25 protein-coding genes are annotated in these 25,628 nt (G+C 40.5%); 12 read left to right on the top strand and 13 right to left on the bottom strand.

What is annotated here, in order from left to right; genetic code table 11:
• Window positions 1-60 precede the first annotated feature (60 nt).
• Entirely contained in the window at window positions 61-792 is a 732-nt protein-coding gene (locus E4S40_RS10405) for a class I SAM-dependent methyltransferase (protein WP_135073745.1), read from the top strand.
• On the opposite strand, the gene E4S40_RS10400 is transcribed toward E4S40_RS10405, so the two are convergent.
• A complete protein-coding gene (locus tag E4S40_RS10400) occupies window positions 793-1,599 on the bottom strand; it encodes a metallophosphoesterase family protein (RefSeq protein ID WP_135073743.1) in 807 nt (268 codons plus the stop codon).
• 247 nt (window positions 1,600-1,846) lie between these two features.
• Between E4S40_RS10400 and E4S40_RS10395 the strand changes: the two genes are divergently transcribed.
• Window positions 1,847-3,196, top strand: coding sequence for a Gfo/Idh/MocA family protein (locus E4S40_RS10395; protein WP_135073741.1), 1,350 nt, complete (start codon window positions 1,847-1,849; stop codon window positions 3,194-3,196).
• A gap of 125 nt (window positions 3,197-3,321) precedes the next feature.
• Window positions 3,322-4,644 carry a polysaccharide deacetylase family protein gene (locus tag E4S40_RS10390; RefSeq protein WP_135073739.1) on the top strand — a complete coding sequence of 441 codons (1,323 nt, stop codon included), beginning with the start codon at window positions 3,322-3,324 and terminating at the stop codon, window positions 4,642-4,644.
• Between the two features lie 6 nt (window positions 4,645-4,650).
• Here E4S40_RS10390 and E4S40_RS10385 read toward each other — a convergent pair whose 3' ends face one another.
• Genes E4S40_RS10385 through E4S40_RS10375 form a run of 3 tightly spaced genes read right to left on the bottom strand, consistent with a single transcriptional unit; the run spans window position 4,651 to window position 7,559 of the window.
• Complete coding sequence (locus E4S40_RS10385; RefSeq protein WP_135073737.1) at window positions 4,651-4,842, bottom strand: hypothetical protein; 192 nt, start codon at window positions 4,840-4,842, stop codon at window positions 4,651-4,653.
• A gap of 1 nt (window position 4,843) precedes the next feature.
• The gene (locus E4S40_RS10380) at window positions 4,844-6,187 is read right to left on the bottom strand and encodes a sensor histidine kinase (protein WP_135073735.1); all 1,344 of its coding nucleotides are present in this window, start codon (window positions 6,185-6,187) and stop codon (window positions 4,844-4,846) included.
• A complete protein-coding gene (locus E4S40_RS10375; protein ID WP_135073733.1) occupies window positions 6,177-7,559 on the bottom strand; it encodes a sigma-54-dependent transcriptional regulator in 1,383 nt (460 codons plus the stop codon). The genes E4S40_RS10380 and E4S40_RS10375 overlap by 11 nt, the downstream gene beginning before the upstream one ends.
• 193 nt (window positions 7,560-7,752) lie before the next feature.
• On the opposite strand from E4S40_RS10375, the gene E4S40_RS10370 reads away from it, so the two are divergent.
• Window positions 7,753-8,181: an FKBP-type peptidyl-prolyl cis-trans isomerase gene (locus tag E4S40_RS10370; protein WP_135074465.1), complete on the top strand. Its 429-nt coding sequence runs from the start codon at window positions 7,753-7,755 to the stop codon at window positions 8,179-8,181.
• 51 nt (window positions 8,182-8,232) lie between these two features.
• Here the strand turns inward: E4S40_RS10370 and E4S40_RS10365 are convergent, their stop codons facing one another.
• From E4S40_RS10365 to rsfS, 4 genes are all read right to left on the bottom strand, one after another.
• Entirely contained in the window at window positions 8,233-9,063 is an 831-nt protein-coding gene (locus E4S40_RS10365) for a hypothetical protein (protein WP_135073731.1), read from the bottom strand.
• A complete protein-coding gene (locus E4S40_RS10360; RefSeq protein ID WP_135073729.1) occupies window positions 9,060-9,836 on the bottom strand; it encodes a UDP-2,3-diacylglucosamine diphosphatase in 777 nt (258 codons plus the stop codon). The genes E4S40_RS10365 and E4S40_RS10360 overlap by 4 nt, the downstream gene beginning before the upstream one ends.
• A 76-nt stretch (window positions 9,837-9,912) precedes the next feature.
• Window positions 9,913-12,012, bottom strand: coding sequence for an ATP-dependent zinc metalloprotease FtsH (ftsH, locus tag E4S40_RS10355; protein WP_135073727.1), 2,100 nt, complete (start codon window positions 12,010-12,012; stop codon window positions 9,913-9,915).
• Between the two features lie 63 nt (window positions 12,013-12,075).
• Window positions 12,076-12,426, bottom strand: coding sequence for a ribosome silencing factor (gene rsfS, locus E4S40_RS10350; protein ID WP_135073725.1), 351 nt, complete (start codon window positions 12,424-12,426; stop codon window positions 12,076-12,078).
• A gap of 64 nt (window positions 12,427-12,490) precedes the next feature.
• Here rsfS and E4S40_RS10345 point away from each other — a divergent pair, with 64 nt between their 5' ends.
• Together E4S40_RS10345 and ahcY are read left to right on the top strand one after the other, a co-directional pair.
• Window positions 12,491-13,267, top strand: coding sequence for a biotin--[acetyl-CoA-carboxylase] ligase (locus E4S40_RS10345; protein WP_135073723.1), 777 nt, complete (start codon window positions 12,491-12,493; stop codon window positions 13,265-13,267).
• Window positions 13,268-13,332: 65 nt separating this feature from the next.
• Window positions 13,333-14,652 (top strand): adenosylhomocysteinase, encoded by a 1,320-nt coding sequence (gene ahcY / locus E4S40_RS10340; RefSeq protein ID WP_135073721.1) that lies wholly within the window; start codon window positions 13,333-13,335, stop codon window positions 14,650-14,652.
• A 52-nt stretch (window positions 14,653-14,704) separates the two neighbouring features.
• On the opposite strand, the gene E4S40_RS10335 is transcribed toward ahcY, so the two are convergent.
• Window positions 14,705-15,511, bottom strand: coding sequence for a hypothetical protein (locus E4S40_RS10335; protein WP_135073719.1), 807 nt, complete (start codon window positions 15,509-15,511; stop codon window positions 14,705-14,707).
• Between the two features lie 84 nt (window positions 15,512-15,595).
• Here E4S40_RS10335 and E4S40_RS10330 point away from each other — a divergent pair, with 84 nt between their 5' ends.
• A complete protein-coding gene (locus E4S40_RS10330; RefSeq protein WP_135073717.1) occupies window positions 15,596-16,468 on the top strand; it encodes an SDR family oxidoreductase in 873 nt (290 codons plus the stop codon).
• Window positions 16,469-16,520: 52 nt separating this feature from the next.
• Here E4S40_RS10330 and E4S40_RS10325 read toward each other — a convergent pair whose 3' ends face one another.
• A complete protein-coding gene (locus tag E4S40_RS10325) occupies window positions 16,521-17,570 on the bottom strand; it encodes a PAS domain-containing protein (RefSeq protein ID WP_135073715.1) in 1,050 nt (349 codons plus the stop codon).
• Window positions 17,571-17,644: 74 nt separating this feature from the next.
• Here E4S40_RS10325 and E4S40_RS10320 point away from each other — a divergent pair, with 74 nt between their 5' ends.
• Window positions 17,645-18,253 (top strand): HD domain-containing protein, encoded by a 609-nt coding sequence (locus E4S40_RS10320; RefSeq protein WP_135073714.1) that lies wholly within the window; start codon window positions 17,645-17,647, stop codon window positions 18,251-18,253.
• 9 nt (window positions 18,254-18,262) lie between these two features.
• Here E4S40_RS10320 and E4S40_RS10315 read toward each other — a convergent pair whose 3' ends face one another.
• Window positions 18,263-18,760 (bottom strand): DUF4494 domain-containing protein, encoded by a 498-nt coding sequence (locus tag E4S40_RS10315; RefSeq protein ID WP_135073712.1) that lies wholly within the window; start codon window positions 18,758-18,760, stop codon window positions 18,263-18,265.
• A 176-nt stretch (window positions 18,761-18,936) separates the two neighbouring features.
• Between E4S40_RS10315 and E4S40_RS10310 the strand changes: the two genes are divergently transcribed.
• A complete protein-coding gene (locus E4S40_RS10310) occupies window positions 18,937-21,186 on the top strand; it encodes a patatin-like phospholipase family protein (protein WP_135073711.1) in 2,250 nt (749 codons plus the stop codon).
• Window positions 21,187-21,195: 9 nt separating this feature from the next.
• Here E4S40_RS10310 and E4S40_RS10305 read toward each other — a convergent pair whose 3' ends face one another.
• Window positions 21,196-21,675 (bottom strand): Mpo1 family 2-hydroxy fatty acid dioxygenase, encoded by a 480-nt coding sequence (locus E4S40_RS10305; RefSeq protein ID WP_135073709.1) that lies wholly within the window; start codon window positions 21,673-21,675, stop codon window positions 21,196-21,198.
• A gap of 76 nt (window positions 21,676-21,751) precedes the next feature.
• Between E4S40_RS10305 and E4S40_RS10300 the strand changes: the two genes are divergently transcribed.
• The 3 genes from E4S40_RS10300 to E4S40_RS10290 are packed head-to-tail and all read left to right on the top strand — an operon-like array spanning window position 21,752 to window position 24,980.
• The gene (locus E4S40_RS10300) at window positions 21,752-22,879 is read left to right on the top strand and encodes an NAD(P)/FAD-dependent oxidoreductase (RefSeq protein WP_135073707.1); all 1,128 of its coding nucleotides are present in this window, start codon (window positions 21,752-21,754) and stop codon (window positions 22,877-22,879) included.
• A 44-nt stretch (window positions 22,880-22,923) separates the two neighbouring features.
• Window positions 22,924-24,384, top strand: coding sequence for a Na+/H+ antiporter NhaC (gene nhaC / locus E4S40_RS10295; RefSeq protein ID WP_135073705.1), 1,461 nt, complete (start codon window positions 22,924-22,926; stop codon window positions 24,382-24,384).
• Window positions 24,381-24,980 (top strand): 3'-5' exonuclease, encoded by a 600-nt coding sequence (locus E4S40_RS10290; RefSeq protein ID WP_135073703.1) that lies wholly within the window; start codon window positions 24,381-24,383, stop codon window positions 24,978-24,980. Before nhaC ends, E4S40_RS10290 begins: the two co-directional genes overlap by 4 nt.
• Here E4S40_RS10290 and E4S40_RS10285 read toward each other — a convergent pair.
• Entirely contained in the window at window positions 24,969-25,589 is a 621-nt protein-coding gene (locus E4S40_RS10285) for an IMPACT family protein (protein ID WP_135073701.1), read from the bottom strand. The two genes, E4S40_RS10290 and E4S40_RS10285, sit on opposite strands and share 12 nt — an antisense overlap.
• Window positions 25,590-25,628 lie beyond the last annotated feature (39 nt).

The following is a 25,628-nucleotide window of genomic DNA, read 5'->3' as shown; positions in this document are numbered from 1 at the left end:
TATGGATTCCTAATTCTTCTCAAAATCAAACAGGTTTCAGTTTTTTCAGTTTAAAAAGGCATGAGACAAAATCGATTTTTCATCCTATTCCTGTTGGTTGCTAGTATGTCCTTTGCTTGCCATGCTCAGAGCAACTCCAACGACTCCAAATCTCCTTATAAATACAAAACAGCTTCTTGGGATGGAATAGGTAAAGTTTACATGGGAAGGGAAATTTCCCATATTATGGGTTTTGCGGGGAAAGATTGGCTTGAGCGGGATTCTCGAGAAGCAGAAGAAGGCGTTTCTTTGGCAATCAAAAATTTACCGATCACCCCAAACAGTGTTGTCGCTGATATTGGCGCCGGATCGGGCTATTATTCCTTTCGGATAGCTCCCCTTGTTTCTGAAGGAAAGGTTTACGCGGTGGACGTTCAAGATGCAGCCGTTGAATATTTGAATCGGCGGAGTCAGGAATTAGGAATTGAAAATGTAATTGCTGTTAAAGGATCATCGACCTCGCCTAATTTACCTGAAAATGCTATCGATCTGGCAATTTTTGTGGATGTGTACCATGAGTTGGAATTTCCGGAGGAAATGCTCCAAAACCTACGCAAATCTCTGAAATCTGATGGCAAAATTCTTTTGATTGAATACCGGGGAGAGGATCCTTCAGTTCCTATCAAACCATTGCATAAAATGACAGTGCGTCAAGCCAAAAAGGAATTGGAAGCGAATGGATTTGAACTGGTAGAGAATGGGCAGTTTTTAAAGATTCAACACTTTCTGGTCTTTCAAAAAAAAGAGGAGTAATCAAAGCGTATAGCCACTTAGGATTTCTCCATCAGATACCCGTTTTAAGTAAGAAACTACTTTCCCATCAGTACCGACCTCACAAACTCTGTAGCTTGGGAATGGATTGCCCCAATTTCCTCCAAAGTGTCCTGACCATAGAAAGGGCTTTTTGCGATAAAGCATCACACCATCTACATCATGGTCATGCCCATGGAAAATGCCTCGTACATTTGGATAGGAGGTAATTAGATTCATAAAATTTTTGCAGTCGATTCCATGTCGAGTCCACTCATTTTGGGAAATATGGACAAAGACCATCACATGAGGTAATTCCTGAAAAGCATCTAGTTTTTCTTTGGCAAAATCCAGATCTGCACAAAGGTATTCTCCCGCCTCATTGGAGCAATTCAAAAGAAGCATGCCTAATTCTCCATGGTGAACTTCAGCGAAATTGGGGGATTGATTCCAAATAGAATCCCAATCCGAAGGAGTCACGCGATCATGATTGCCCCGAGTGACAAAGTAGGGATGTTGAACCTGATCATACACTTTTTTTACTTCTGGCATGAGGGAAGGGTCGTCATGGATTAAATCCCCATTGAAAACCACAAAGTCCACATTCTTTTCCCGATTAAGAGCTTCAATAAGGTTTCGGTGACTCGTTTCAAAATCCGTATTTGGCTGACCAAAATGTCCGTCCGAAGCCGTGATAAACTTGAATTTGGTTTCTTTTGGGAGTTGCATTTTCCCATATAAGAAAAAAGGAAGTGTCATGGTACCGGTGGTTAGAATGCCAAGTTTTTGAAGAAAAGGTCGTCGGTTCATAGACCTAAGATAAACAGGGGATATTAAATTGGTGAAAACCTAAAGAAAATAAGTCATGAAATGTTTTTCTGATTCAATACCATTTTGACCATCCTTCCCAAATCGAATTTGTAAATCGATTTTTCAGTCTTAACTTAAAACTCGAGAAAAAAGGCGTAACAGGAATGTTTCCAAATGATTTTTGGTCTTTCTGCTTTTTACTTTCAACCAAAAAGTCACCAATCACAAAAAATACAATCAACCCATCATGAACAAGAACCTTCAGTTTATTGACCGTCGGGATTTTCTCAAAAGGTCGGCTTTAGGTGCAGCTGGATTAGCCCTTGCACCTTCCTTATTGGCAAAAGCACAAGCCAATGGAAAATTACGAATCGCCCAAATCGGCCTAGGCGCTATGGGAATGGAAGACTTAAAAGCCATCGCTTCACATTCCCTGGTGGAAGTTGTGGCACTTTGTGATGTTGATAGTCGAGCAATCGATAATGCAGCAAAGTTGTATCCCCAGGCGAAGACGTTTGCAGATTATCGGGTTTTACTGAAGGAATTAGAGGATGATATCGATGCCGTAGTAGTTTCTACACCTGATCATACGCATGCGCCAGCTTCCTTGATGGCGATGAAAATGGATAAGGCGGTTTATTGCCAAAAGCCTTTGACTCACCATGTCTCGGAAGCAAGGGAAATGAAGAAAGTGGCTGAAAAGAAAGGACTGGTAACCCAAATGGGTATTCAGGTTCACTCGTTTTATGATTATAAATTGGCAACTCTTCTGATACAATCTGGAATTATTGGAAAAGTGCATACCGTTCGGGCTTGGTCTCCAAAAAACTGGGGCTTTGACGGGCCCGAACCAATGGGAAGTGATCCGATTCCGGCAGGATTGGATTGGAATCTTTGGTTAGGGACAGCTCCTGAGCGACCATATAAAGAAGGATACTATCATCCTGGCAATTGGAGAAAAGTGATGGATTTTGGTTGCGGAACTTTAGGGGATATGGGAGTTCATATTTTTGACACGCCATACAATGCCTTGGCTTTGGATGTGCCACGGACCATTCGAAATGAGTGCCGTCAATCAACCGGTTTTGGTTTTCCAGAAAACAATGTGGTAACCTATGAATTTCCTTCCACTCCATATACAGGCGAAACTTTGACTTGGGTGTGGTATGATGGGCCGGGTGCTCCAGCTGATCATCCTGATTTGCAATTGCCAAATGGGGATCAGCTGCCTGACCAAGGTGCCATGTTTATGGGTGAAAAAGGACGCTTACTATTGCCTCACTTTATGCAGTTGCCGCGGTTAATAGTCGATGGAAAGTATCAAGAAATGGATATTGCTCAATTTAATTTAGGAGAGCCAGTGAAAGATTATGCTGAGGAGAGCAAGAAGCATTACCATGAATTTGTGGATGCATGTTTGGGCAAAACAGAATGTAGTGCGCCATTCTCCTATTCTGCACGCTTGACTGAGACGATTTTGCTAGGTGTAATTGCAGGAAGATTCCCAAATCAGACTTTGCATTGGGATAGTAAAAAAGCCCGATTTGCAGAAAAAGAAGCGAATAAATTCTTGAAAGGCAAGTATAGAAAATTCTAAAAAGCTGCATAAAGTGCCAAATCAAAAACCTTTGAGGTCAGATAGATCTCAAAGGTTTTTTGTTTAATGGTTAATGGCTTTTAAATACAAATGCAGAAATTGGAATACCAAACCACCCTTAAATCATGAAGCAGATCTTTTCCTTTTTCCTTTCAATTCTCTTTTTAGCATCCTGTAGTCCGAAAGATCCGATAGTAGGACAAACGGAAATCACTAAATGGCAGGGCGATAAACCAGGAGCTGTCTCGATCACTTTTGATGATGGGATCGTCAATCAACTCACCATTGCAAAGCCAATATTGGACAGCTTTGATCTAAAGGCCACTTTCTACATCATTACAGGAAAAGTGGAAGGATCGGGAAGGGGGAAATTCATCGGAAGAAATCCTCAGGAAATCATTGATGAAACAGCTCAAATTCCGACTGATTTTAGCAACTTATTCGAAAGAGCTTCATTGATAGCATATACAGGTACATCGGAAGCAGAGGATTATCATGCCCGAATTGGGTCTTTATTTGAGCAGGGGAGGGTGGAAGATGCCTATGCTTTGACAGATGAAGGCTTTGCCAAAATACGGAGTGGGCAAATGAAAAATACGGATGATGTAGTCTTTCATAACAATGTGGAGGATACGACTACTTGGGAGCAATACAAGTCCTATTCAGCCCAAGGTCATGAAATTGCCTCCCATACTGTAACCCATCCTAGATTAGCTGTTTTGGATGAGGTCAACTTGATGTATGAATTGGAACAGAGTAAGGCTGACCTTTTGAAATTCATAGGTGAAGAATCCATTTTTTCAGCGGAATGTCCCTATGGGACGGAAAATGAACGGGTGATGCACTATGCTCATCAGGTTTATCCTTCTTCAAGAAATCGCATGCCGGAGGATTGGTTGGAAGAAATCAATAGAGGTAGTGACATGACTCCCGGTGAGTCCAACAAAGAGTATGTGCAATGGCAAAGAGGTCCACTTACCCGAACTACTCCAGCCCAAATGAAAGCTTGGACCGATACCGTGATGAACCATGACAATACCTGGTTGGTATTGGTTTATCATGGCGTGGAAAATTTAGGATGGGAGCCTAAAAAACGAGAGGAATTGGTGGAATATTTTTCTTATCTCAAAACCAATGAAGATCAACTTTGGATTGCTCCTTTCAGAAATGTGACAAAATATCTTCGTGAACGAAAGGCTACCGAAGTGGAAGTAGATGTTGAATCTGATGAACTAATTATCAATCTAACTTGCTCTTTGGATACTGATACCTACCAAGAACCATTGACCTTAAAAACTTACATTCCCAAGGAATGGAGTAAGGTGAAATTGGAAAATGGAGAGGAGATCCAGGAACTAGAGATTATGCAGGATGAAAAGGGGAACTTTGTAATCTATTCTGCCTCTCCGAATTCTCAAGGATTAAAACTGACGAATTCAAAAAGCTGATCAAATTTATCCTGGGGTATTTCGGTTTTTGATTTTCTGAATCTTCTTTTTCAAATGGACAATATAAATCCATTGGATGATGAAGATTAATGGCCAGATAATTACAAATATCCAGACGTTGATTTCCTTGTAGGTCATTCCAAAAACATCGGAAAGCCAGTACAAAAAATCAACACACCAATCAAATACCTGATTCATATTAACCGTTGAAGATCAGCTTGAAGGTTGTGCCTTCTCCCAATTGAGAGCGAACTTGGATGTTTCCTTTGTGACGGCGCATGATTTGTTTGGAAAGGCTCAACCCAATCCCAGATCCCTTTTTCTTGGTAGTGAAGAATGGAATGAAGATTTTGCTTAAGGCCTCTTCTTCTATTCCTTTGCCAGTATCACATACCTCCAAAATGATTTTCCCTGCCTCGTCGATATAAGCCCGCAACCGGATCAATTTTCGTTCGGAATCTTCCAATGCTTGAATAGCATTTTGAACAAGATTTATCAATACCTGCTCGATTTGGGTTTGATCTCCAAACAGAATCAATTCCGGTGGATCGAGTTCTTTAAGCAGTTCGATATTGTGGGTTTCCAATTGATGCTGGAAAAGCACCTCAAGCTGATCAAAGAGATTTGCAAGGCGGATACTGCTGAATTTCGGTGCGGGAATATGAGCAAGACTACGGAAATCAGATACGAAGTTTATCAGTCCTTCAGAACGCTTTTCTACAGTTGAAATCCCCATCAGATAATCTTCTAGATCACTATCCGTAACAGGGTCAGCTTGCTCCAGCTTTTGTTCAATATCCGTTTTGATAGTGCCTGCCAAGGAAGATATCGGCGCGATGGAATTCATGATCTCGTGGGTCAAGATTCGAACCAAGTTTTGCCAGGCCTCCATTTCCTTTTCCTCCAATTCGGATTGGATGTTTTGTAAGGATACCAATTTGAATTGCTCACCTCGCATCATCAATTCAATCACATAAACCGAAAGCTGCATAATGCCATCCGGATGAGCAATTTTGATCAACTCACTTCCTCCAGTTTTTAGCTGATGTATTGCAATGTGAAGCTCCTTATTGACTGATTCAATTTGATTGATATTGCTAAGATCATCCACATTCAAGATGCGTTTTGCAGCCGTATTGATCAATTGGATTTTACCGTCTTCCCCATAAGTAATCAGGCCTATACTTAAGTGCTTAAATACCGAGCGGAAGTAATGGTAATTGGCTTCTTTTTCAGCTTGATCTTCTTTGAGTTTGGCTAGGATGGCATTGAATTCAATGTGAAGGTCATCTGTTTCTGTTCCGTCGAATTTAACCGGGTAAACTTGAGAATATTGATCCTGCTTGATGTTATCGAGAAAGGTTCGGACTTTTTTGAAAGAACTTTCCGCATAGCGAAGTAGGAACACTACTTGAATAATGACCAATATGATGAAAAGGGAAGTCATAAATACTCCCCATTCATCTGCTATGGAATAGCCTAATGCAAATAAAGAAACTGCCAAAAGGGCTATTCGCCCCAAAAGGCCTACCTTAAAGTCCATATTTTTCCAGTCTTCTATAAAGCGATGCCCGGGTTAATCCCAATTCTTTCGCTGCTTTGGAAATGTTTCCTCCATTCTTATCAATCGCGCGCTGAATGGTCGTTCGCTCCATGTCATCTAGGTTAAGCGTGGCATTCGTTTGGATCTTTTCCGAAGCGGGTTTTGCGGACAAAAAGAAAAAGTCTCGACTATCCAATTGATTGCCTTCGGACATGATGATAGCCCGCTCGATGGCATGCTGCAATTCCCTGATATTTCCAGGCCATGAGTATCGCTGCATCAACTCCATAGCTGAAGGAGTAAATCCATCTAAATTCTTGCGATACTTTTGACTGTAAATCTTCAAGAAGTGATTGGCCAATTGAGGGATATCATCCTGTCTTTCACGAAGAGGAGGGAGGAAGATTTCTACGGTATTAATTCGATAGAGCAAATCTTGTCTAAAGGTATTATCCATCACCATTTCATGTACAGGCATATTGGTGGCGCAGATGAGTCGAATATCGACAGGAATTGCCTTGTTTGTGCCTATTCGGGTTACTTCTCGACGTTGTAGGACTGTCAATAATTTGGATTGTAGTGGCATGGAAAGGTTTCCGATTTCATCCAAGAAAAGGGTGCCTTGATCTGCCACTTCGAATCGACCTGCTCTATCGTCTTTGGCATCGGTAAATGCTCCTTTTTTGTGACCAAAAAGCTCCGATTCAAAAAGGGTTTCGGTGATCGCTCCCATATCTACTCCTACAAAGATTTCGTCTTTTCGAAGAGAACGTTCATGTATAGCTCTGGCAATTAATTCTTTACCAGTACCATTTTCGCCCAATATCAAGACATTGGCATCAGTTTGAGCAACTTTGTCAATGATGGAGAAAATGTTTTTCATGGAGGCAGAACTTCCGATAATCTCCGTGTAGGGTTTTTTCAAATCGGTCTGAAGGGCCTTTTGTTTCTTCTGAAGCTTTTCCACTTCGTTATAGCTCTCCTTTAGCTTTACCGCAGAAGAAAGGGTGGCAATCAGTTTTTCGTTTTGCCAAGGCTTCAAGATGAAATCTGTTGCTCCTTCCTTCAAGGCTTGGACGGCCATTTCTACATCCCCAAAAGCAGTAATAAGAATTACTACAGCTTTGGGGTCTATTTCCTTGATTTGCTTAAGCCAGTAAAAACCTTCCTTCCCCGAGGTAGTATCCTCTCGGAAATTCATATCTAGAAGAATGACATCGTAATTGTTATTATTGATCAAAAAAGGGATGCGTCGTGGGTCCTTTTCGATGCTGACTTCCTTTGCATGCTTTTTCAGAAGCATTTTTGCAGCAAAAAGCAAATCTTCGTTATCGTCTATGATGAGGATTTTTCCCAAGTCTTGATTTTCCATACTCTAATTGTTTGCTCTTTTAAGGGGGAAAATAGTGCCAACTCAATTTAAGGCATTTATTTGGGCTTTTAGCTGAATTAGTGTCCGAAATTGTACATAATTATATTGAATTCGGACAGTTTGTCTGAAAAATGTACGGTTTTATCCCCCGGCGTATTATTTGTACCTTTGTGATAACACAAAACCAATTAGTATTATGCAAGCAAAGAAAGGTGATGCCGTACAGGTACACTACACAGGAAAATTAGAAGACGGAAGTGTTTTTGATTCGTCTGTAAACCGTCAGCCATTAGGGTTTACATTAGGCGATGGCAATATGATCAAAGGATTCGATGAGGCTGTTCATGGAATGGCAATCGGTGATAAAAAAACAGTAACAATCCCTGCGGCTGAGGCTTATGGAGAGCGAAGAGACGATATGATGATCGATGTTCCTCGCGCACAAGTTCCAGCTAATATCAATCCTGAAGTAGGAATGCAATTGACTCTTCAAGGAGGAAATGGCCAGCCTATGCCGGTTGTGGTAACTTTCGTGGATGAAGAAAAAATTACCTTGGATGCCAATCACCAATTGGCAGGTAAGGATTTGATCTTTGAAATTGAATTGGTGACTATCGCTTAATTCAATGAGAATTTGACAAAGAGGCCGGGAAATAAACGTTTCTCGGCTTTTTTATTGTAATTCTTTTAGGGAATCGGGTATTGGGTAAATTTCGATTTTTTCACCTTGTACCAGCAAAAGTTTTGTTTGTCCAACAAACACATAGCTGTCAACTGAAGCCGTAAATGCTTGTATGTTTTCAATGGTCTGTTGAGATAAATTATACCCCATCAAGTTGCCATTCTCCAACCAAAGCAAGTAATCCTTGTAAAGACTTAATTTTTCAACTTTGGGAAGTTTCAAATCGAGTAATAGGTTTCCCTGGTTGTCAAAAACCAAAACTCCTTCATTTGGAATCAAGGCGAACAGCCGGTTTTTATATTCTTTTAAAGCTGAAATCTGCAGGCTTTTGACAGAAGTGATTAGATTGAGAGGTTGGATATCCAGAATCAAATTTCGTAGATAGTCCATGCGCTTAAGTGATAAATCTGATTCATCCCAGACCCAGACGATATTGTTATTTCCCAAAGTAGCCGCTTTCGGGAGATTGACCGAAGCATCCAAAAAGTTGCGTTCTGCGATTGGATTGAGGAAGCGATCTAGGATTCGGTATTCCTGAAGATCTTCTGAAAATGAGAAAATGGTTACACTCCAAGCTGCCTCCAACTGGCTAAGCTTGGCTTGTCGAGCTGGAGAAAAATAATTCAACTGTTTTCCGGTAGCGTCAAAAAGAAAAATATCTCCTTGAAGATTGCTTACATAAATTTGGTCTCGAGTATCGAGTGAAACTTGGTCTAATTCTTTGACACTTATTTCAGAAAGGGGTTCACCGAGATCATTTTTTATTTGGGAATAAACTTCCCAATTAATCCAAATGAATAAAAAGGATAGGAGCCATCTCATTCTTCAAAGGTTAAAAGTTTGGGCTTTTCACCATCGAATTCCAAATAGGTGAATTGGCTGACCCATTCACCTAAATTGAAGTAGGTGGCCTTTTTTCCAACTTCCAACTCCAAAGGCAAATGCCTATGACCAAAGATGTAATAATCGTGGTGCTTTCGCTGCTCGATTTCTTTGCAATACTGCCAAAGCCATTCTCCTTCACCCAAAAAATGATTTTCATTTTTCTCCATATTGGAGACCCGGCTACTGCTTGACCAAGCTTTCGCAAGTTTGATTCCCAAATCTGGGTGAAACCATCGGAAAAGCCATTGGGCTACCGGGTTGGTAAACACCTTTTTTAAAAGTTTATATTGTTTGTCTCCTGGCCCTAAACCATCTCCGTGCCCTACCAAAATTCGTTTTTCATTGACTACGATTTCAATAGGATGTTGATAAACTGGTATTCCCAATTGCTCGGTGAAATAGTCCTTCATCCACAGGTCATGATTTCCTGTGAAAAACAGAATAGGGATTTTTTTCTCGCGAAGTTGGTGGATTTTAGAAATGAAGGGAATAAAACCTTTCGGGATCACTTCTTTGTATTCAAACCAAAAGTCAAAGATATCTCCAACCAAGAAAATAGCGGCTGCCTCATCTTGAATTTGATCCAGCCAACGGATGATTTTTTGCTCTCTGGCTAGGCTTTTTTCCCAATTTGGTGCTCCCAAATGGAAATCGGATGCAAAAAATAATTTCTTACCCTGTAATTGATAATTGTATGGTTCCAGAGACATACGGAAAGATAGAATTAGTCAGGCAAAAATAAAAAGTCCTGATTGCTCAGGACTTTTTTTGAATGGATTTTACAAATTATTCTTTTGTTGTTTCTTCTTCATCAGTCTCGGATACTGCTTCCTTTTTCTTAGGTTTTTTCGCTGGTTTAGCTTCTATTTCCTCGGATGGGGCAGCATCTTTAACTTCCTCTTCTTTTTCCTTTTTGGATTCCTCAGGCTTATTTTTTCCACTGGTGTAAGCCTGATAGGTTGTTTCCTTCGCAAAAGGCCTTTTTCCGATAAGTTTTTCCAGATCAGATTGGAAAATAATTTCCTTCTCAAGAAGTTCCTTAGCAAGTGTTTCCAATTCATTTCTCCGCTCTCGAAGAAGATCTAGTGTACGCTGATAGGCAAAGTCTATCAGTTTGTGAACCTCCTGATCGATCAATTCGGCAGTTGCTTCAGAATAAGGTTTGGTCATCTTGTAACCATCGCTCTTGCTGTCATAGAAGGATACATTACCCAATTTCTCATTCATTCCATAAACGGATACAATTGAATAAGCCATTTTGGTAATGCGCTCCAAGTCGCTCAAAGCTCCAGTGGAAATTTTACCGAAGACAATTTCTTCAGCGGCACGACCGCCCAAGGTCATACACATTTCATCGATCAATTGCTCGGTTTGATAAAGGAATTGCTCTTTAGGAAGATATTGGGCATAACCCAAAGCAGCTACTCCTCGAGGTACGATAGATACTTTTACCAAAGGATCGGCATGCTCCAAGAACCATCCAGCAACCGCATGACCAGCTTCATGGTATGCAACAATTTTCTTTTCTTCAGGAGAAATAATCTTGTTTTTCTTTTCCAATCCACCAATAACTCGGTCAATAGCGTCCTGGAAATCTTGCATATCAACTGCCGTCTTATTGCGACGGGCCGCAATTAGAGCTGCTTCGTTGCAGACGTTAGCGATTTCAGCACCAGCAAATCCGGGAGTCTGTGCCGCTAATTTCTTGGCATCAACGTCATCGGAGATTTTGATTGGCTTCAAATGTACCTTGAAGATTGCCTCTCTACCTACTATGTCCGGCTTATCAATAGAGATCTGACGGTCAAATCGACCTGGTCTCAATAAGGCACTGTCCAAAACATCCGGACGGTTGGTAGCTGCCAAAACGATTACACCGGAATCAGTACCGAAACCATCCATCTCCACCAATAGGGAATTCAGGGTGTTTTCACGCTCATCATTGGATCCAGGCATTTGGCCTTTACCTCTTGATCGTCCAATCGCATCAATCTCATCGATGAAAATGATACAAGGAGCTTTTTCTTTGGCTTGTTTAAACAAGTCACGAACACGAGCTGCACCTACACCGACAAACATTTCTACGAAGTCTGATCCGGATAATGTAAAGAAAGGAACACCAGCTTCACCAGCGACTGCTTTTGCTAGAAGGGTTTTACCTGTTCCCGGAGGGCCTACCAAAAGTGCTCCTTTTGGAATCTTACCACCCAGTTTGGTGAATTTGGAAGGGTTCTTCAGAAATTCAACAATTTCCTGAATCTCTTCTTTCGCCTCATCCAAACCAGCGACATTATCGAAGGTGATTTTTACCTTATTTTCAGCATCGAATAGCTGTGCACGTGATTTTCCTACGTTGAAGATTTGACCTCCAGGACCTGAGGGACCTGCCATTCTTCGCATCATGAACCAGAAGAAAATAAATAGCAATAGCAAGAAGCCAAAGCTGCCAAACCAGGAGCTCCAGTTTTCTTCCGTTGTGACAGAATAACCTATTCGCTCTTCTGCAGGCTTACTTTCTTCCAAGGTGTCAAAATCGGTGGCAAATTTATCGGAAGATGCTACCTGAAGGGAGTAGTGCGGACCGTTTGGATTGAAAAAGGTCGCATTAGACTCTAATTCATTTTTGTACTTGGTTTCACTCAAGGCAGATGGCTTCAGGGTAATATCGACCCGGTCCATGTTTTTGACAATGACCACTTTGGCGACATCGCCAGCAGTGTACATGTCTTCAAAACGCTTTTGGGTAATATCAACCGTCGCACCTCGCTGCTGTATCCAAGTCAACCCGATTAAAACCAAAACGGCAACTACAATCAGCCAAAGCTGAAAATTGGGTCTTTGCGGCGGTTTCGGGGTGAACTTTTTTGGTTTATTTGTATCGCTCATTGATTTGTTTGTAATTCTATAAACTTATGGTAAAACGGAATTTCCTATCTAAAGTTTGTAGGTTTAGTGCTCGACCTTAGTCAAGACCGCATCCCCCCATAGATCCTCTAATCCGTAGAACGCTCTGATATCTTTTTGGAAAATGTGGGCTACGACATCTACATAGTCCATTAATACCCACTGATTGTTGTTTTTGCCTTCCACTTTAAAAGGAAGTGAATCTCCTGCCTTCAGTACTTTTTCTTCTACTGAATCGGCGATTGCTTCTACTTGCGTGTCCGAATTGGCGGAGCAAATAACAAAAAAATCACATACGGTATTCTTAATTTTTCTAAGGTCCATCACCACGATATCGAAGGCTTTTTTATCCTCCATTCCCTCAACGATGACTTGACTCAGCTCTTCTGCTGTCATATTTTCTATTTAATTTTGCCTAGTTCTCGTAAATCTAGTAGCTACCAAGACAAACTAGAAACAAATGCATAAAATTCTTGCCAACACACTTTTTTTAGGCAAAGACATACAATTCCTGCCAGAGTGTCACTCCACAAATGACATAGCCTTCCAATTAGTCAGGGATGGTCGAGCTATTGAAGGAACTTTGGTTGTTTGCGATTATCAAAAAGCGGGTAAAGGGCAGCGGGGAAATACTTGGGAGTCAGGACCGGGTTTAAATTTGACTTTCTCCCTGATTCTCAAGCCGGACTTTCTTGATATTTCGGAGCAATTTTATTTGAATATGGCAGTCAGCTGTGCCATCCGCAAGGTTTTGGTGGAATATTTTCCTCTGATTAAAACCAAATGGCCAAATGATGTGATCGTTCCCCAAAGAGGGAAATTGGGAGGGATTTTGATTGAAAATAGTGTTGGGAAAAGTGGTTGGGAAGTCGCTGTGGTAGGAATTGGGTTGAATATCAATCAGACTGAATTTGGAAACTCCAAAGCGGTTTCTCTGAAAAGTCTGACGGGAACTGATTTTTCAAAGGAAGAAATTCTGAGGCAGCTTGTCACCCAAATTGAACAGTATTATTTGCTTTTGAAGAAAAAAAAGTGGGCTTTTATTGAACAAGAATACCAGCAAAACCTTTTTCTATTTCAGCAAGCAGCTGAATACACCGTTGGCGAGGAAAAGTTTATCGGTAAGATTATTGGGCTGAAACCTAGTGGGCAATTGGTATTAGAGGCAAGTGATCAGGATATTAAGGTGTTTGATTTTCAGACGATCCGATTCCCCGATTACAGTGTTCAATTTTAATTTGCGGGATTTTAGCGATACCTTTGCGGCAAGTTTTGAGATTTTAAACGTTTAATTTTCATACTATGTCAGAGATTCAATCTGAAAAATTTATTCAATACAAGGTAAAAGATATTTCCTTGGCGGAGTGGGGTAGAAAAGAAATCAAACTAGCTGAGGCAGAGATGCCTGGTTTGATGGCTTTGCGTGAAGAATATGGAAAAACCAAGCCGCTTCAAGGAGCTCGTATTGCAGGCTGTTTGCATATGACAATTCAGACTGCTGTTTTGATCGAAACATTGGTGGAACTTGGAGCAGAAGTTACTTGGTCATCTTGTAACATTTTTTCTACTCAAGATCATGCTGCAGCTGCGATTGCCGCTGCTGGAATTTCAGTCTATGCTTGGAAAGGTATGACAGCTGAGGAATTTGACTGGTGTATTGAGCAGACTCTTTTCTTCGGTGAAGAGCGCAAGCCTTTGAATATGATTTTGGACGATGGAGGTGATTTGACTAACATGGTTCTGGATCAATATCCTGAATTGGTTTCCGGAATTAAAGGTTTGTCTGAAGAGACTACCACCGGTGTTCACAGATTATATGAGCGAATGAAGAATGGTACGCTTCCTCTTCCTGCGATCAATGTGAATGACTCTGTAACCAAGTCCAAGTTTGATAATAAGTACGGATGTAAGGAATCTTTGGTAGATGCAATTCGTCGTGCAACCGATGTGATGATGGCTGGAAAAGTAGCTGTTGTGGCAGGATATGGTGACGTTGGAAAGGGATCTGCTGCTTCATTGAGAGGTGCAGGTGCTAGAGTTATTGTAACTGAGATCGATCCGATTTGTGCACTTCAGGCAGCTATGGATGGCTTCGCAGTGAAGAAGATGGTAGACGCGGTAAAAGAAGCTGATATTGTGGTGACTGCTACCGGTAATAAGGATATCATCACAGGAGAGCATTTCAAAGCAATGCGTGATAAGACGATCGTATGTAATATTGGCCACTTCGACAATGAGATTGACATGGCTTGGTTGAACAAGAATTATGGAAATACCAAATCCGTGATTAAGCCACAGGTAGATCTTTACAATGTGGATGGAAAAGACATCATCGTGTTGGCAGAAGGACGTTTGGTTAACCTTGGTTGCGCAACAGGTCACCCATCTTTCGTGATGTCCAATTCATTTACCAACCAAACTTTGGCCCAGCTTGAGCTTTGGACAAAATCTGAAGAATATCAGCCTGGCGTTTACGTGCTTCCTAAGCATCTGGATGAAAAAGTTGCTGCTTTACACTTGTCCAAATTGGGTGTTGAGCTGGATACTTTATCTGAAGATCAAGCGAAATATATTGGTGTAGAAGTTCAGGGACCATTCAAACCTGAATACTACAGATACTAATCGAAAAGATTGAAATTTTGAAACCCGGAGGATTTTCTTCCGGGTTTTTTTATTACTTGAGTTGAAGTCTCCTGCCATCGGAAAGCAATGCCTCAACCTGGACTAAGCAAGGATCTGTACTTTCAAAATAGAGTGTGTGAGAAACAGTCTCTGGGAAGGTTCTTGAAATTTCCCAGATTTCTACAGATGAATTCGGAAGGCCGGGCTCTTCAGTTAAAAAACACTGAAGTTTTTCTTCCCGAATGGATTGAATTTGCATTGATATAGCTCTTCCAGCTGGATTTTTTCCAGTCATTTTTCCAGTAGTTCTTAAGCTTGACAATAATCCATTGGAAATAATAGGGTTATGTGAAAAATCACCGGAAAGCACAGTGTTTAGCCCTTTTTCAGATTGAAAAGTCAAGTTTTCGAAATTTTCCCTGATTTGGGAAAGATTGATGAAAGTGAAGTTTCGAACTCCAGTAATTTTGAATCCTTTGTATGAATAATCCTCATACCTCATAGTCCAGAAAGATTGGAATCCAATCTTTTGAGAGAATTCTAAAATAATTTTTCCAGACCGGAATGTTTTATCATCGCTATCACATCCTTTTTTATTGGAAAAATCTAGAACAACTCTTCGGTCTCCATCGCTTACGAGAATCTCTGGACAACCAGGAAAAAACTCACTTTCCATTTGACGGTAATCCTCAAAGTTGAACATAGCGAAAAAGAGACTTTCTCCCCAATTAGATGAAGTTTCTAGTAGCTGATTGGCTTCCACGCTCAAGTCTGTACGAATAACCCGGTCAGCATCTTCCTGACAGGAGGTGTTTAGTACTACCAAGAAGATGATAAAAATAAAGGCAAATCGCTTCATGAAGGCTAATTTCTTGTTTTTGGAATTGTTTTCAATTACCGGGCCGGATGATTATCTTGGTTCAACTTTAAACAAAAATAACCAATGAATTTTAACGAAGGCATGCTCCGTGAAGGAGCTTTGAAAGGCAAAAACATTTTAGTCACTGGTGGGGGAACTGGTTTAGGACGTTCTATGGGTTCCTATTTTTTGGAATTAGGGGCTAATCTGGTAATCACTTCCCGTAAGCTAGATGTGCTTCAACAAACTGCAGAAGAGATGATGCGGGAAAAGGGAGGAAAAGTTTTGGCCTTAGCCTGTGATGTTCGGGATATTGAGCAGGTAGAGCAGATGTGGGCTGATGCCAATCAAGAGTTCGGTCAAATTCATGTGGTTTTAAATAATGCTGCTGGAAATTTTATCAGCCCGACGGAACGTCTTTCTACAAATGCTTTTAATACCGTTTTGGATATCGTATTAAAGGGAACTTCTCAAGTAACCTTGACTGCCGGAAAAGACTGGATCAAAAAGAAACAGTCTGGCACCTTTTTAAATATCGTGACAACTTATGCTTGGACTGGTTCAGGATATGTGGTTCCGTCTGCCGCTGCTAAAGCAGGTGTTTTAGCCATGACAAGATCTCTTGCAGTTGAATGGGCGAAATATGGAATTAGATCCAATGCCATCGCTCCCGGACCATTCCCGACTGAAGGAGCTTGGAGTCGATTATTGCCAGGTGATTTGGTGAAGAAATTTGATCCGGCCAAGAAAGTCCCTGTGGGTAGGGTAGGTGATCATCAAGAACTTGCAAACTTGGCAGCCTATCTGGTCTCAGATTTTTCAAGTTATGTCAATGGAGAAGTCATGACCATAGATGGGGGAGAATGGCTTCAGGGAGCTGGTGAGTTTAACAATTTAGATAAAATCCCACAGGAAATGTGGGATATGCTGGAGGCTAGCCGCGGAAAAAAGCAATGAGCCCCAAAGTGATTTGGGGCTATTTAAAGGCAAAATGGAAGATTAGAAATCTTTAATTGGCCGTACTTCCAGTTTCGGATTCAAAGACCTTATTTTGATTGACTGACTCTTTGATGCTTTTTTTCAAAGCATGATCCAAATCCTTTGTTTCTTTTTTGATGATTTCAACGATTCGCTTGGACTCGAGTGATTGCTGCTCGAGTTCAAGAATATCAATCAATCCTAAAATATTGGCGACTCTCGCCCGAAGGGTATGAGATTGTTGGAATGCTAGGTCTTTGAGAAAGAAATGATGCTCCTTGAGCCATAATTCTTGCTTTTTGCGCTCATTAATGTCTACGATTAAGCCTTGGACATGATAGGGCTTTCCATCTTCATTCCATTTAGTGGTTTTTCCGAAAGCGACTACCCAGATAATTTGATTTTGCTTGGTTACCAGCCTGAATTCTCTTTTAAAAGGGAGAGAACCTGAGCTTCTGAAGTGATGGATAAGATCAGACTGTAATTTTGAATAATCCTCAGGGTGAATATGCTCTTTCCATGTGATTCCTCCTCTTTTACTAATATCTCTTTCAGAATATCCCAATGTCTGGGCTAGACCGGAGCTAATCGAATTTGATTTTTCAAATGGATTAAATTCCCAAAATCCCAATAATCGATCTTCGAGAATAGTATCAAAGATTTCTTGGGGAGAATCTCCCGCATCGATGAATTCACCAAGTTGGATATCATAGGGCTTTTGGCTATCTACTGGATGGCCTATACCAAGACAAGTCCCAAAATCCTTGGAAATAAAGAAAAACTCCCATCTGGTTTTGAGTAAGTTGCCATTGGGGTAATTGATTTTTTGCAAATCCACAAAAAATGATTGCTGATGATTGTTCCAGGCTTTTGTGCGATTATTTTCATATTTTAACCAGTCTGAGGATAGAAAGCAATCGGCAAAGAATAAAGGCTTTTTAGATTGGTCAAAAAGAGAAGGGATTGGACCAATCCCGGAGTCACTGGAAAGGACCTTTCCTTCGGGATCTAAAGTCACCTGCATTAAGTATTCAGATGATACCGCCAGTTGGGCCAAATTTTCAAGTCCTTCCAAACTCATATCGTATTCCAAAGTCTAAACAAATATACAAGAAACAATTAAATTTATATGAAATACATTAAAAATTATTTGAAATGAATGAAGTGTCTTTGAACCTAGGTAGAAGTGAGTTTGGAAATGCTGAAAATTCAGGAAATGTCCTTTCAGAAAAGGAGGCTTTTGAACTGTTGGAGGATTGGGTGAAAAATGAAAAACTGATTGTTCATATGCGTCAGGTGGCCCATTTGATGAAGTCTTTTGCCAAAGAAAAAGGAATGAATGATCAGGATCAGCACCGTTGGTTTTTGGCAGGACTTCTTCATGATGCGGACTGGGACCAATGGCCGGATCAGCATTGTCGCAAAATCATTGAGGAGTTAGAATCTAGAAATATTGATCCAGAAATAATTCGTGCAATTGCTTCACATGGACCACGCTATTTTGGTGTGGAACCCGTGACTGAAATGGATAAAATGCTTTATGCTTTTGATGAATTGAGCGGATTTATCCATGCCTATTCCTTAATGCGTCCTACAGGATATGAAGGAATGGAAGCAAAGGGAGTGAAAAAGCGGATGAAGGATAAAACCTTTGCTGCCCAAGTGAGTAGGGAAGATATTCGGGATGCCTCTGAACGGGCTGGAATTTCAATAGATGACTTAATTAATTTTGTCATTAGTCATCAACCTCAGGCTTTAAACTAAAAAAGGGGATTAATCATCCCCTTCTTCATTTTCTTCCAATGGTCTGAAGTTTCCTTCAGGTAATTGCGTCCGCTCCTCACTGGACTCGTATGGGAACACTTCCACAATTGGGCTTTCGGTGATGTCTGGAACACGGAAGCTTACCAGCATATTACTCAGGCTTTCCTGGATACGGTCGTATGCCTGCTTGACATCGTATGCGGTCACAATCATGTATTGAGTTACTTTTTTCTCTTTTCCACTTTCTCCGTCCGCTACGAGGTAGGTGATTTTACATTTGTGCCAAATATCTGCATCATCGTAATAAAAAACATCTACGATGTTGCTTTTGCTGATACCTGTTACTTGAAAGTCTCCTCGAATTTGAGACCCTAGTCGATCATAAAGAATTGCTTCTGCCTCTGTGAATGAAACTGCATCTACGAGATATTGCTCGGAAATGCTTTTTAGCAATCCCTGTTCATTTTCTTTAGCGTATTTTACCTTGCACAAAAACCACGTTCTCATTCTTTCTCAATTTTGAGCTTTGAAAGTACATTTTATTGGGTGAATGACCATGGAGATAAACCAAGAATTCAGCCCCTTTTTTATTTCTAATTTCCAATGAATTGAAAGCCAAAGGCTTTGCAAAAAAGTTTTTTCATTGATGGAAAAACCTTAAATTTTAGGGAACATCCGTTACAATGATTCAATCAATTTGGTACAGTTTTCCTGTACAGTTACTTTTTCTTCATCTTCGTAAAAACCTAGCCCTTATTCTAGTTTGGGGTTTGTTGTTTGCCATTGTTTTCGAGGGAGTTGGGGTAACTCTAGGAATTCCATTTTTATTTCTTGATCCAGAATACTTGCATGAAGTTTCTTGGCTGAGTTTCATGCTGATGGGGATTGGCTTTGCCGTTTTTACCATGGCCTTTCACATGACAACCTACATCATGGATGGAAGACGATATTCATTTTTGGCAATTCTGAAAAAGCCATTTATTCACTTTTGCATCAATAATTCCATCGTTCCGCTACTTTTTTACCTGGCGTATTGTATTCGATTCGTCACTTTTCAACTTCAAAATGATTTGGATTCCGAGTGGCGAGTAGTTTCTTATTTTAGTGGATTTACCTTGGGGAGTCTTCTTAGTTATGGGTTGATTTTTGGCTACTTCGCCTTTACGAATAAAGACTTCTTTGTGATTTTCGCGGGGACATTGGACCGAAGACTCCGTAAAGTTGCTTTCACTAGAAAAAATGTCATTAGTCGCTATAAAGACTTAAAAAACAATTCCCAATCCGTTCATAGCTTTTTAAATATTCGGATGCGTTTTGAGCCGGTAAGACCAGATATTTCCCGGTTTCACGCAGCCAAGCTTCTAAAAGTATTTGACCAAAATCACCTTAATCTCTTCCTGATTCAGGTTTTCTTAATTTTCATAGTTGTTATTTTGGGCTTATTCAAAGAGCAAGCAATCCTTCAGTTGCCCGCAGCTATGAGTGGATTGCTCTTACTTGCGATTTTGGTGATGTTGGTTGGTGCGGTCAGTTTTTGGCTTCGAGAATGGGCTACTGTTGCGGTATTTGCCGCCATAATCTTGCTTAATTATTTTTCAAATTTTTCCTTTCTGAACCGTCCACATGAGGCTTTTGGACTAGACTATAAAGTAGAACCCGCTAGCTATACCCTTGAGAAACTGGATTCCCTTCTTCATCCGGATACCTTGAGAAAAGATCGGGAGCATACCATTCAAATTCTTTCTAATTGGAAGAAAAAAACAGGAGAAGATAAGCCAAAGCTAGTCATGGTTGCATCAAGTGGAGGAGGACAGCGTTCGGCGCTTTGGACTTTTGTAGTGCTCCAGCATTTGTACGAAATTCATGATGGAAAAATTTTAACTCATACAGAATTCTTTTCCGGTGCCTCAGGTGGCGTATTGGGTGAGGCATTTTTTCGTGAAATCTACCTTCGATCCTTGGATAATCCATCTATTGATCCCCGCGATTCGGTCTACTTGGATCAGATTTCTGCGGATAATCTCAATCCGATTATCTTTTCACTTTTGGTGAACGATTTGTTGATTCGAAATCAATATTTCGAATACAATGGCCGGAAATATCTAAAAGACCGAGGATATGCCTTTGAGCAGCAGCTTAATGAAAACACCTTTGGTGTATTAGATAAGCCTTTGAAAGCCTATAGGGAAGCTGAGTTTTCAGCAAAAATTCCCTTGCTCCCCGTTACTTCTTTAATAACTAACGACGGTAGAAAGTTGGTGATTTCTCCTCATTCCATGTCCTATTTGGGCACTTCTGTTAAAGGTCAATTGGGAGTGGATGAAAAAAAACAGAGTATTGATTTTCTTCGGTTTTTTAAAAATCAAGATGCGGAAAACCTTCGTTTTTTGACAGCAATCCGAATGTCAGCTACCTTTCCCTTTATTACACCGAATGTGCAATTGCCATCCGAGCCTGCTATGGAAACTATGGATACAGGACTTTCTGACAATTTCGGGATTCAGGATGCACTAAGATTTACATATGTTTTTCAGGATTGGATTCGAGAAAATACCTCAGGAGTTGTCTTGGTCACTATTCGGGACTCTGAAAAGTCCATGGAAATACCACCAAGTCCAATTCCCAGAATTGCAGAGAAAATATTTAATCCCTTAAAAAATATTTATTCGAATTGGGATAATGTTCAGACTATTCAAAACGAGGTTTTATTCAATTACATGGCCGAGTCCATGCCTTTCCCTTTAGATAAAATCGAGTTTGAATATGCTCCTGAATTAGTTCAAAATGAGGAACTGACGGGAAGTCAGGAAAACATGCAGCGAGCCTCACTCAATTGGAGATTAACAGCAAGAGAGAAAAAATCGATTTTGATGAGCATCAAAACACGTAAAAACCAAGAATCTCTTCGAAAGATTAGAGCCCTTTTTGATTGATCTTGAATTCTAATAAGCCAGTCCTAATTTCTTATAAATAAAGTGCATCAACCAAGCCGGACCAATAAGGAGAAATTGAAGGTCTTTGAAAAATGAAGGTTTTTTGCCTTCAATTTTATGTCCATAAAACTGTATAATCCAGGCAATGATGAATATCCCCAAACTGATCATCCAAAGTTTACCGGGAAATTCGATGGTTAAGAAATTTGCCAGTGCAAGACAAATCGATGAAAACAAAAACATGCCTAATGCAAGAGGAACGGAGAGGGTGACATAATACACTAAAACCAAAAATAGGATGATAGTCGCCCAATTGGCAAATGTTCCCAATTGAGATAAAAATTCTGGTAAAGGGCCGGGAGGAATGCTGAAAATCAAGCCCACAACGCTGAAGAAAATGGCTGGGACGCAGAACCAGTGGATTAGTTTATTGGTAGGGTTTTGATGGCTAGAACCATATTCCTGCAATAGTTCCTCAATTTTTCTCATCTATTTTGGGGTTATTGAATAAGTTTAAAAGTAAATTATCAAAATTCTAACTAAATGCGATTAGCAATTTGAAAATATGCTGAGCTATTGGGAAAAAAAGCACTTTTTGAACTATGATTTAATTGTGGTGGGAGCTGGGTTTGTAGGCTTGTCAACAGCTATTCATTACAAACGAAAAAATAAGAAGGCGAAGGTGTTAATACTCGAGAGAGGTGCATTTCCCACTGGAGCTAGTACAAAAAATGCCGGTTTTGCCTGTTTTGGTTCGTTGACAGAGATCTTAGATGACCTTTGGCATATGACTCAGGATGAGGTTTTGCAGCTTGTGTCTCGTAGGTCAAAAGGCTTAGATCAAATCAAAAAAGAGTTTGGAAAAAGAACCCTTGATTTTAAAGAGTCCGGAGGTTTTGAATTGATTCAAGATGATCAGCTGGATGCCTTAGATCAGCTGAATGGTATCAATAAAATGTTAAAGCCGATTTTCAAAAAGCCGGTTTTTTCTCAAGTCAAAAATTTCCGAAAGATGGGGTTTGCTGATTCGGTGAAGGCTGTTGTTAAAAATCAATTTGAAGGGGAATTGGATTCTGGAAGGTATTTGAATGCGCTTTGGACAAAGGCACGCGAAATTGGGATTCGGATTTTGACCGGAATTACTGTTGAAAATATTGAGACTGAATCCGGGATCGTACTTACAAAGGATCAGCAGTTGGGATCCATAGAATTTGTTGGCAAAAAAGTAGGCATTTGTACCAATGCTTTTTCTAAGAAATTAGTCCCCGATTTGGATTTGGTTCCGGGGAGAGGCTTGGTGATGGTGAGTAAGCAATTGGATTTTCAAATACCTTGGAAGGGAAGCTTTCATTTTGACAAAGGGTATGTGTATTTCCGAAAAATTGACGGTCGACTTCTTTTAGGCGGGGGAAGGAATCAGGATTTTGAAGGAGAGGAAAGTGAGGAAAATAAAATCAATCCCAAAATTGAAACCTATTTACATCGAATTGCTGAGGAAGTGATTTTTCCGGGTAAGAAAATTGAATGGGAGCAATCCTGGACCGGGATCATGGCATTTGGACAAAAAAAATCTCCTATTATCCAAAAAATCGGTGATAAAACGGCCGTGGCAGTTCGACTTGGAGGAATGGGAGTAGCTATAGGTTGGCAGGTAGGGAAAGAACTCTCAGACCTACTTCGAAAAGGGTTTTAAAATTTTTGGTTAGATTCACGAATTCATCCCATCCTTAAAATTTGATGCAAGAGAAAACTAGGACGCCGAGGATAGTAGATGCGTTGATACCCCTCGTTTTTTTAATCTTTTTATTGGTTTTGAATATCCGGGTCTTTGGGACTGATGGTCTTTCCGGCTCTAATCAAATCGTGCTTTTGCTTTCTGCTTCCGTTGCAGGGATTGTCGCCATTTATAGGCTAGGCTTTCACTGGGAAACCTTACAAGATGGCATAGTAAAAAGCATCAGCTCTGCGATGTCCAGCATTCTCATTTTGTTTTTGATTGGAGCATTGGCAGGAACATGGCTTTTGAGCGGTATAGTACCTGCTATGATTTATTATGGACTTCAGGTGCTAAGCCCTGGGATTTTCCTTTTTGCGGCTTGTGTGGTAAGTGCTGTTGTTTCGATTTCCACAGGAAGTTCCTGGACTACCGTTGCAACAGTTGGAGTTGCTTTATTAGGAATAGGGAAAGCTTTGGGATTTGAAGAAGGAATTATAGCTGGGGCGATTATTTCAGGCGCTTATTTTGGTGATAAAATGTCCCCGCTATCAGATACTACAAATCTCGCACCTGCCATGGCTGGGACGGATTTGTTTACTCATATCCGGCACATGGCCAAAACAACCATCCCTTCGATTACCATAACCCTGATATTATTTATTGTTATCGGAATAAACTATGAGGCGAATGGTTCGGTAGATGATGTGAAAGCCATTTCCGAGGTGATTTTGGAAAAGTTTAATGTCACAGGTTGGTTGTTCATTGTACCCGCCGTGGTTATTATTTTAATCATTAGAAAAGTTCCTGCCATACCTGCCTTATTGGCTGGTGCTCTTCTTGGGGGAGTTTTTGCGATTATTTTCCAACCGGATATCATTGCGACTATTGCCAATGAGTCAGGTTCTTATTCCTACTTAAGTTTCAAGGCCGTCATGATGTCCTTATATGGGGAAATCGCCATTATCACGAGTAATGATGTGGTAAATGAGTTGTTGGTAACCCGAGGAATGGGAGGGATGTTGAATACAATCTGGTTGATTATCTGTGCTATGATTTTTGGTGGAATTATGGAAGTGACAGGAATGCTGCAAGTCTTAGCTGAGGCCGTGATTAGAAAAGTTCATAAAGTAGGTTCCCTGATTGCCAGTACAGCAGCCACCTGTGTGTTTTTTAACATCACCACATCTGATCAATATTTGGCCATTTTGGTTCCGGGACGTATGTATGCAGATATCTACAAAAAGCGTGGACTAAAACCTGAAAATCTCAGTCGAACATTAGAAGATTCCGCAACAGTTACCTCCGTATTGGTTCCTTGGAATACCTGTGGGGCCACGCAGGCGGGAGTTTTGGGAGTAGCCACCTTGGTCTATGCTCCTTATTGCTTTTTTAATATTATCAGCCCATTCATGACGATTTTATATGGGTATCTGAATATTGGAATTAACTATTACGAGGAGGAAGATTTAGAAGTGGCATGATTCCTACACGGATAAGCAAAGATGAAGTAAATGCACTTCCTTTGGGTCAATTTGAGGGTGAAATCTATCTGATTGATCAACTGGAAGATGTGGAAGAAGTAGTCGAGTTTTTGGACACCCAACCCTTATTGGGATTCGATACCGAAACAAAACCATCCTTTCGGAAAGGTGTGATCAATGAAGTTTCCCTTCTCCAACTTTCCACTTCAGAACAAGCTTTTTTGTTTCGTTTAAACTCGATTGGTTTTCCTGATGAATTACGAGCCTTATTGGAGAGGGAGCATATTTTGAAAATAGGAGCGGCTGTCCATGATGATTTGAAAGGACTCGGGAAATTGACAGATTCCTTTTATCCTCAGGCATTTTTTGACTTAAATGATGAACTTCGGAAAATCGGATTTCACAATGTAGGTGTTCGAAATCTATCAGGAATGGTCTTAGGAATCCGAATTAGTAAATCCGAACAAGTGTCAAATTGGGAAGCACAAGAATTGACTATCAAACAACAACGATATGCGGCTACCGATGCATGGGCCTGTCTCGAGGTATTCAAAAAATTAAGAGGGGAAGGCTACTTGGATGAGCTATTCCAATAGCTGGAACGCTACGCCCTCCATTTTTTCGAACTCTTGGCTTACTTTTTCCAACAAGCCTGATCTAAAAATCAAGACCATTTCAGCATCCAATCCCATTTCTTGTGATTCGATTACCAGATTTTCATTTTTGATGAGTTTCATCACTTCATTCATTTGAGAATAGGGGAATTTTACCCGAATTCTACTTCTTAGAAAATCTTCAACGATTTCATTTTCCTCAATGGCGAGCCGGGCTGAAGTTTTATAAGCTTGGATAAGTCCACTCATTCCCAATTTGGTGCCTCCGAAATACCGAACCACCACAATGAGCACATTTGTCAAGCCAAAAGAGCGGATTTGTCCTATGATCGGATCACCTGCTGAGTGATTGGGCTCGCCATCATCATTTGCCCTGAAAACTTCACCATCTTTCCCAAGGCTGTATGCATAGCAATGATGTCTTGCGTCAAAAAATTTCTTTCGAAGTACTTCTAAATGAGACTTAATTTCCTCTTCATTTTTAACAGGAAATGCGAAATAGTGAAACTTGCTATTCTTTTCTTTGAAAAGGCCAGAAGACTCCGAGGAAAGTGTAAAAAAGGAATCGTTATCTGAAACAGAATTTGTCAAGGATGGTGTTTTGAAATGGAAATTCTATTGAGAGTTTAA

The organism is Algoriphagus kandeliae (assembly GCF_004571135.1).
Lineage (GTDB): Bacteria > Bacteroidota > Bacteroidia > Cytophagales > Cyclobacteriaceae > Algoriphagus > Algoriphagus kandeliae.
The sequence above is the reverse complement of the archived record's forward strand: the minus strand, read 5'-3'. Positions and strand labels throughout refer to the sequence as shown.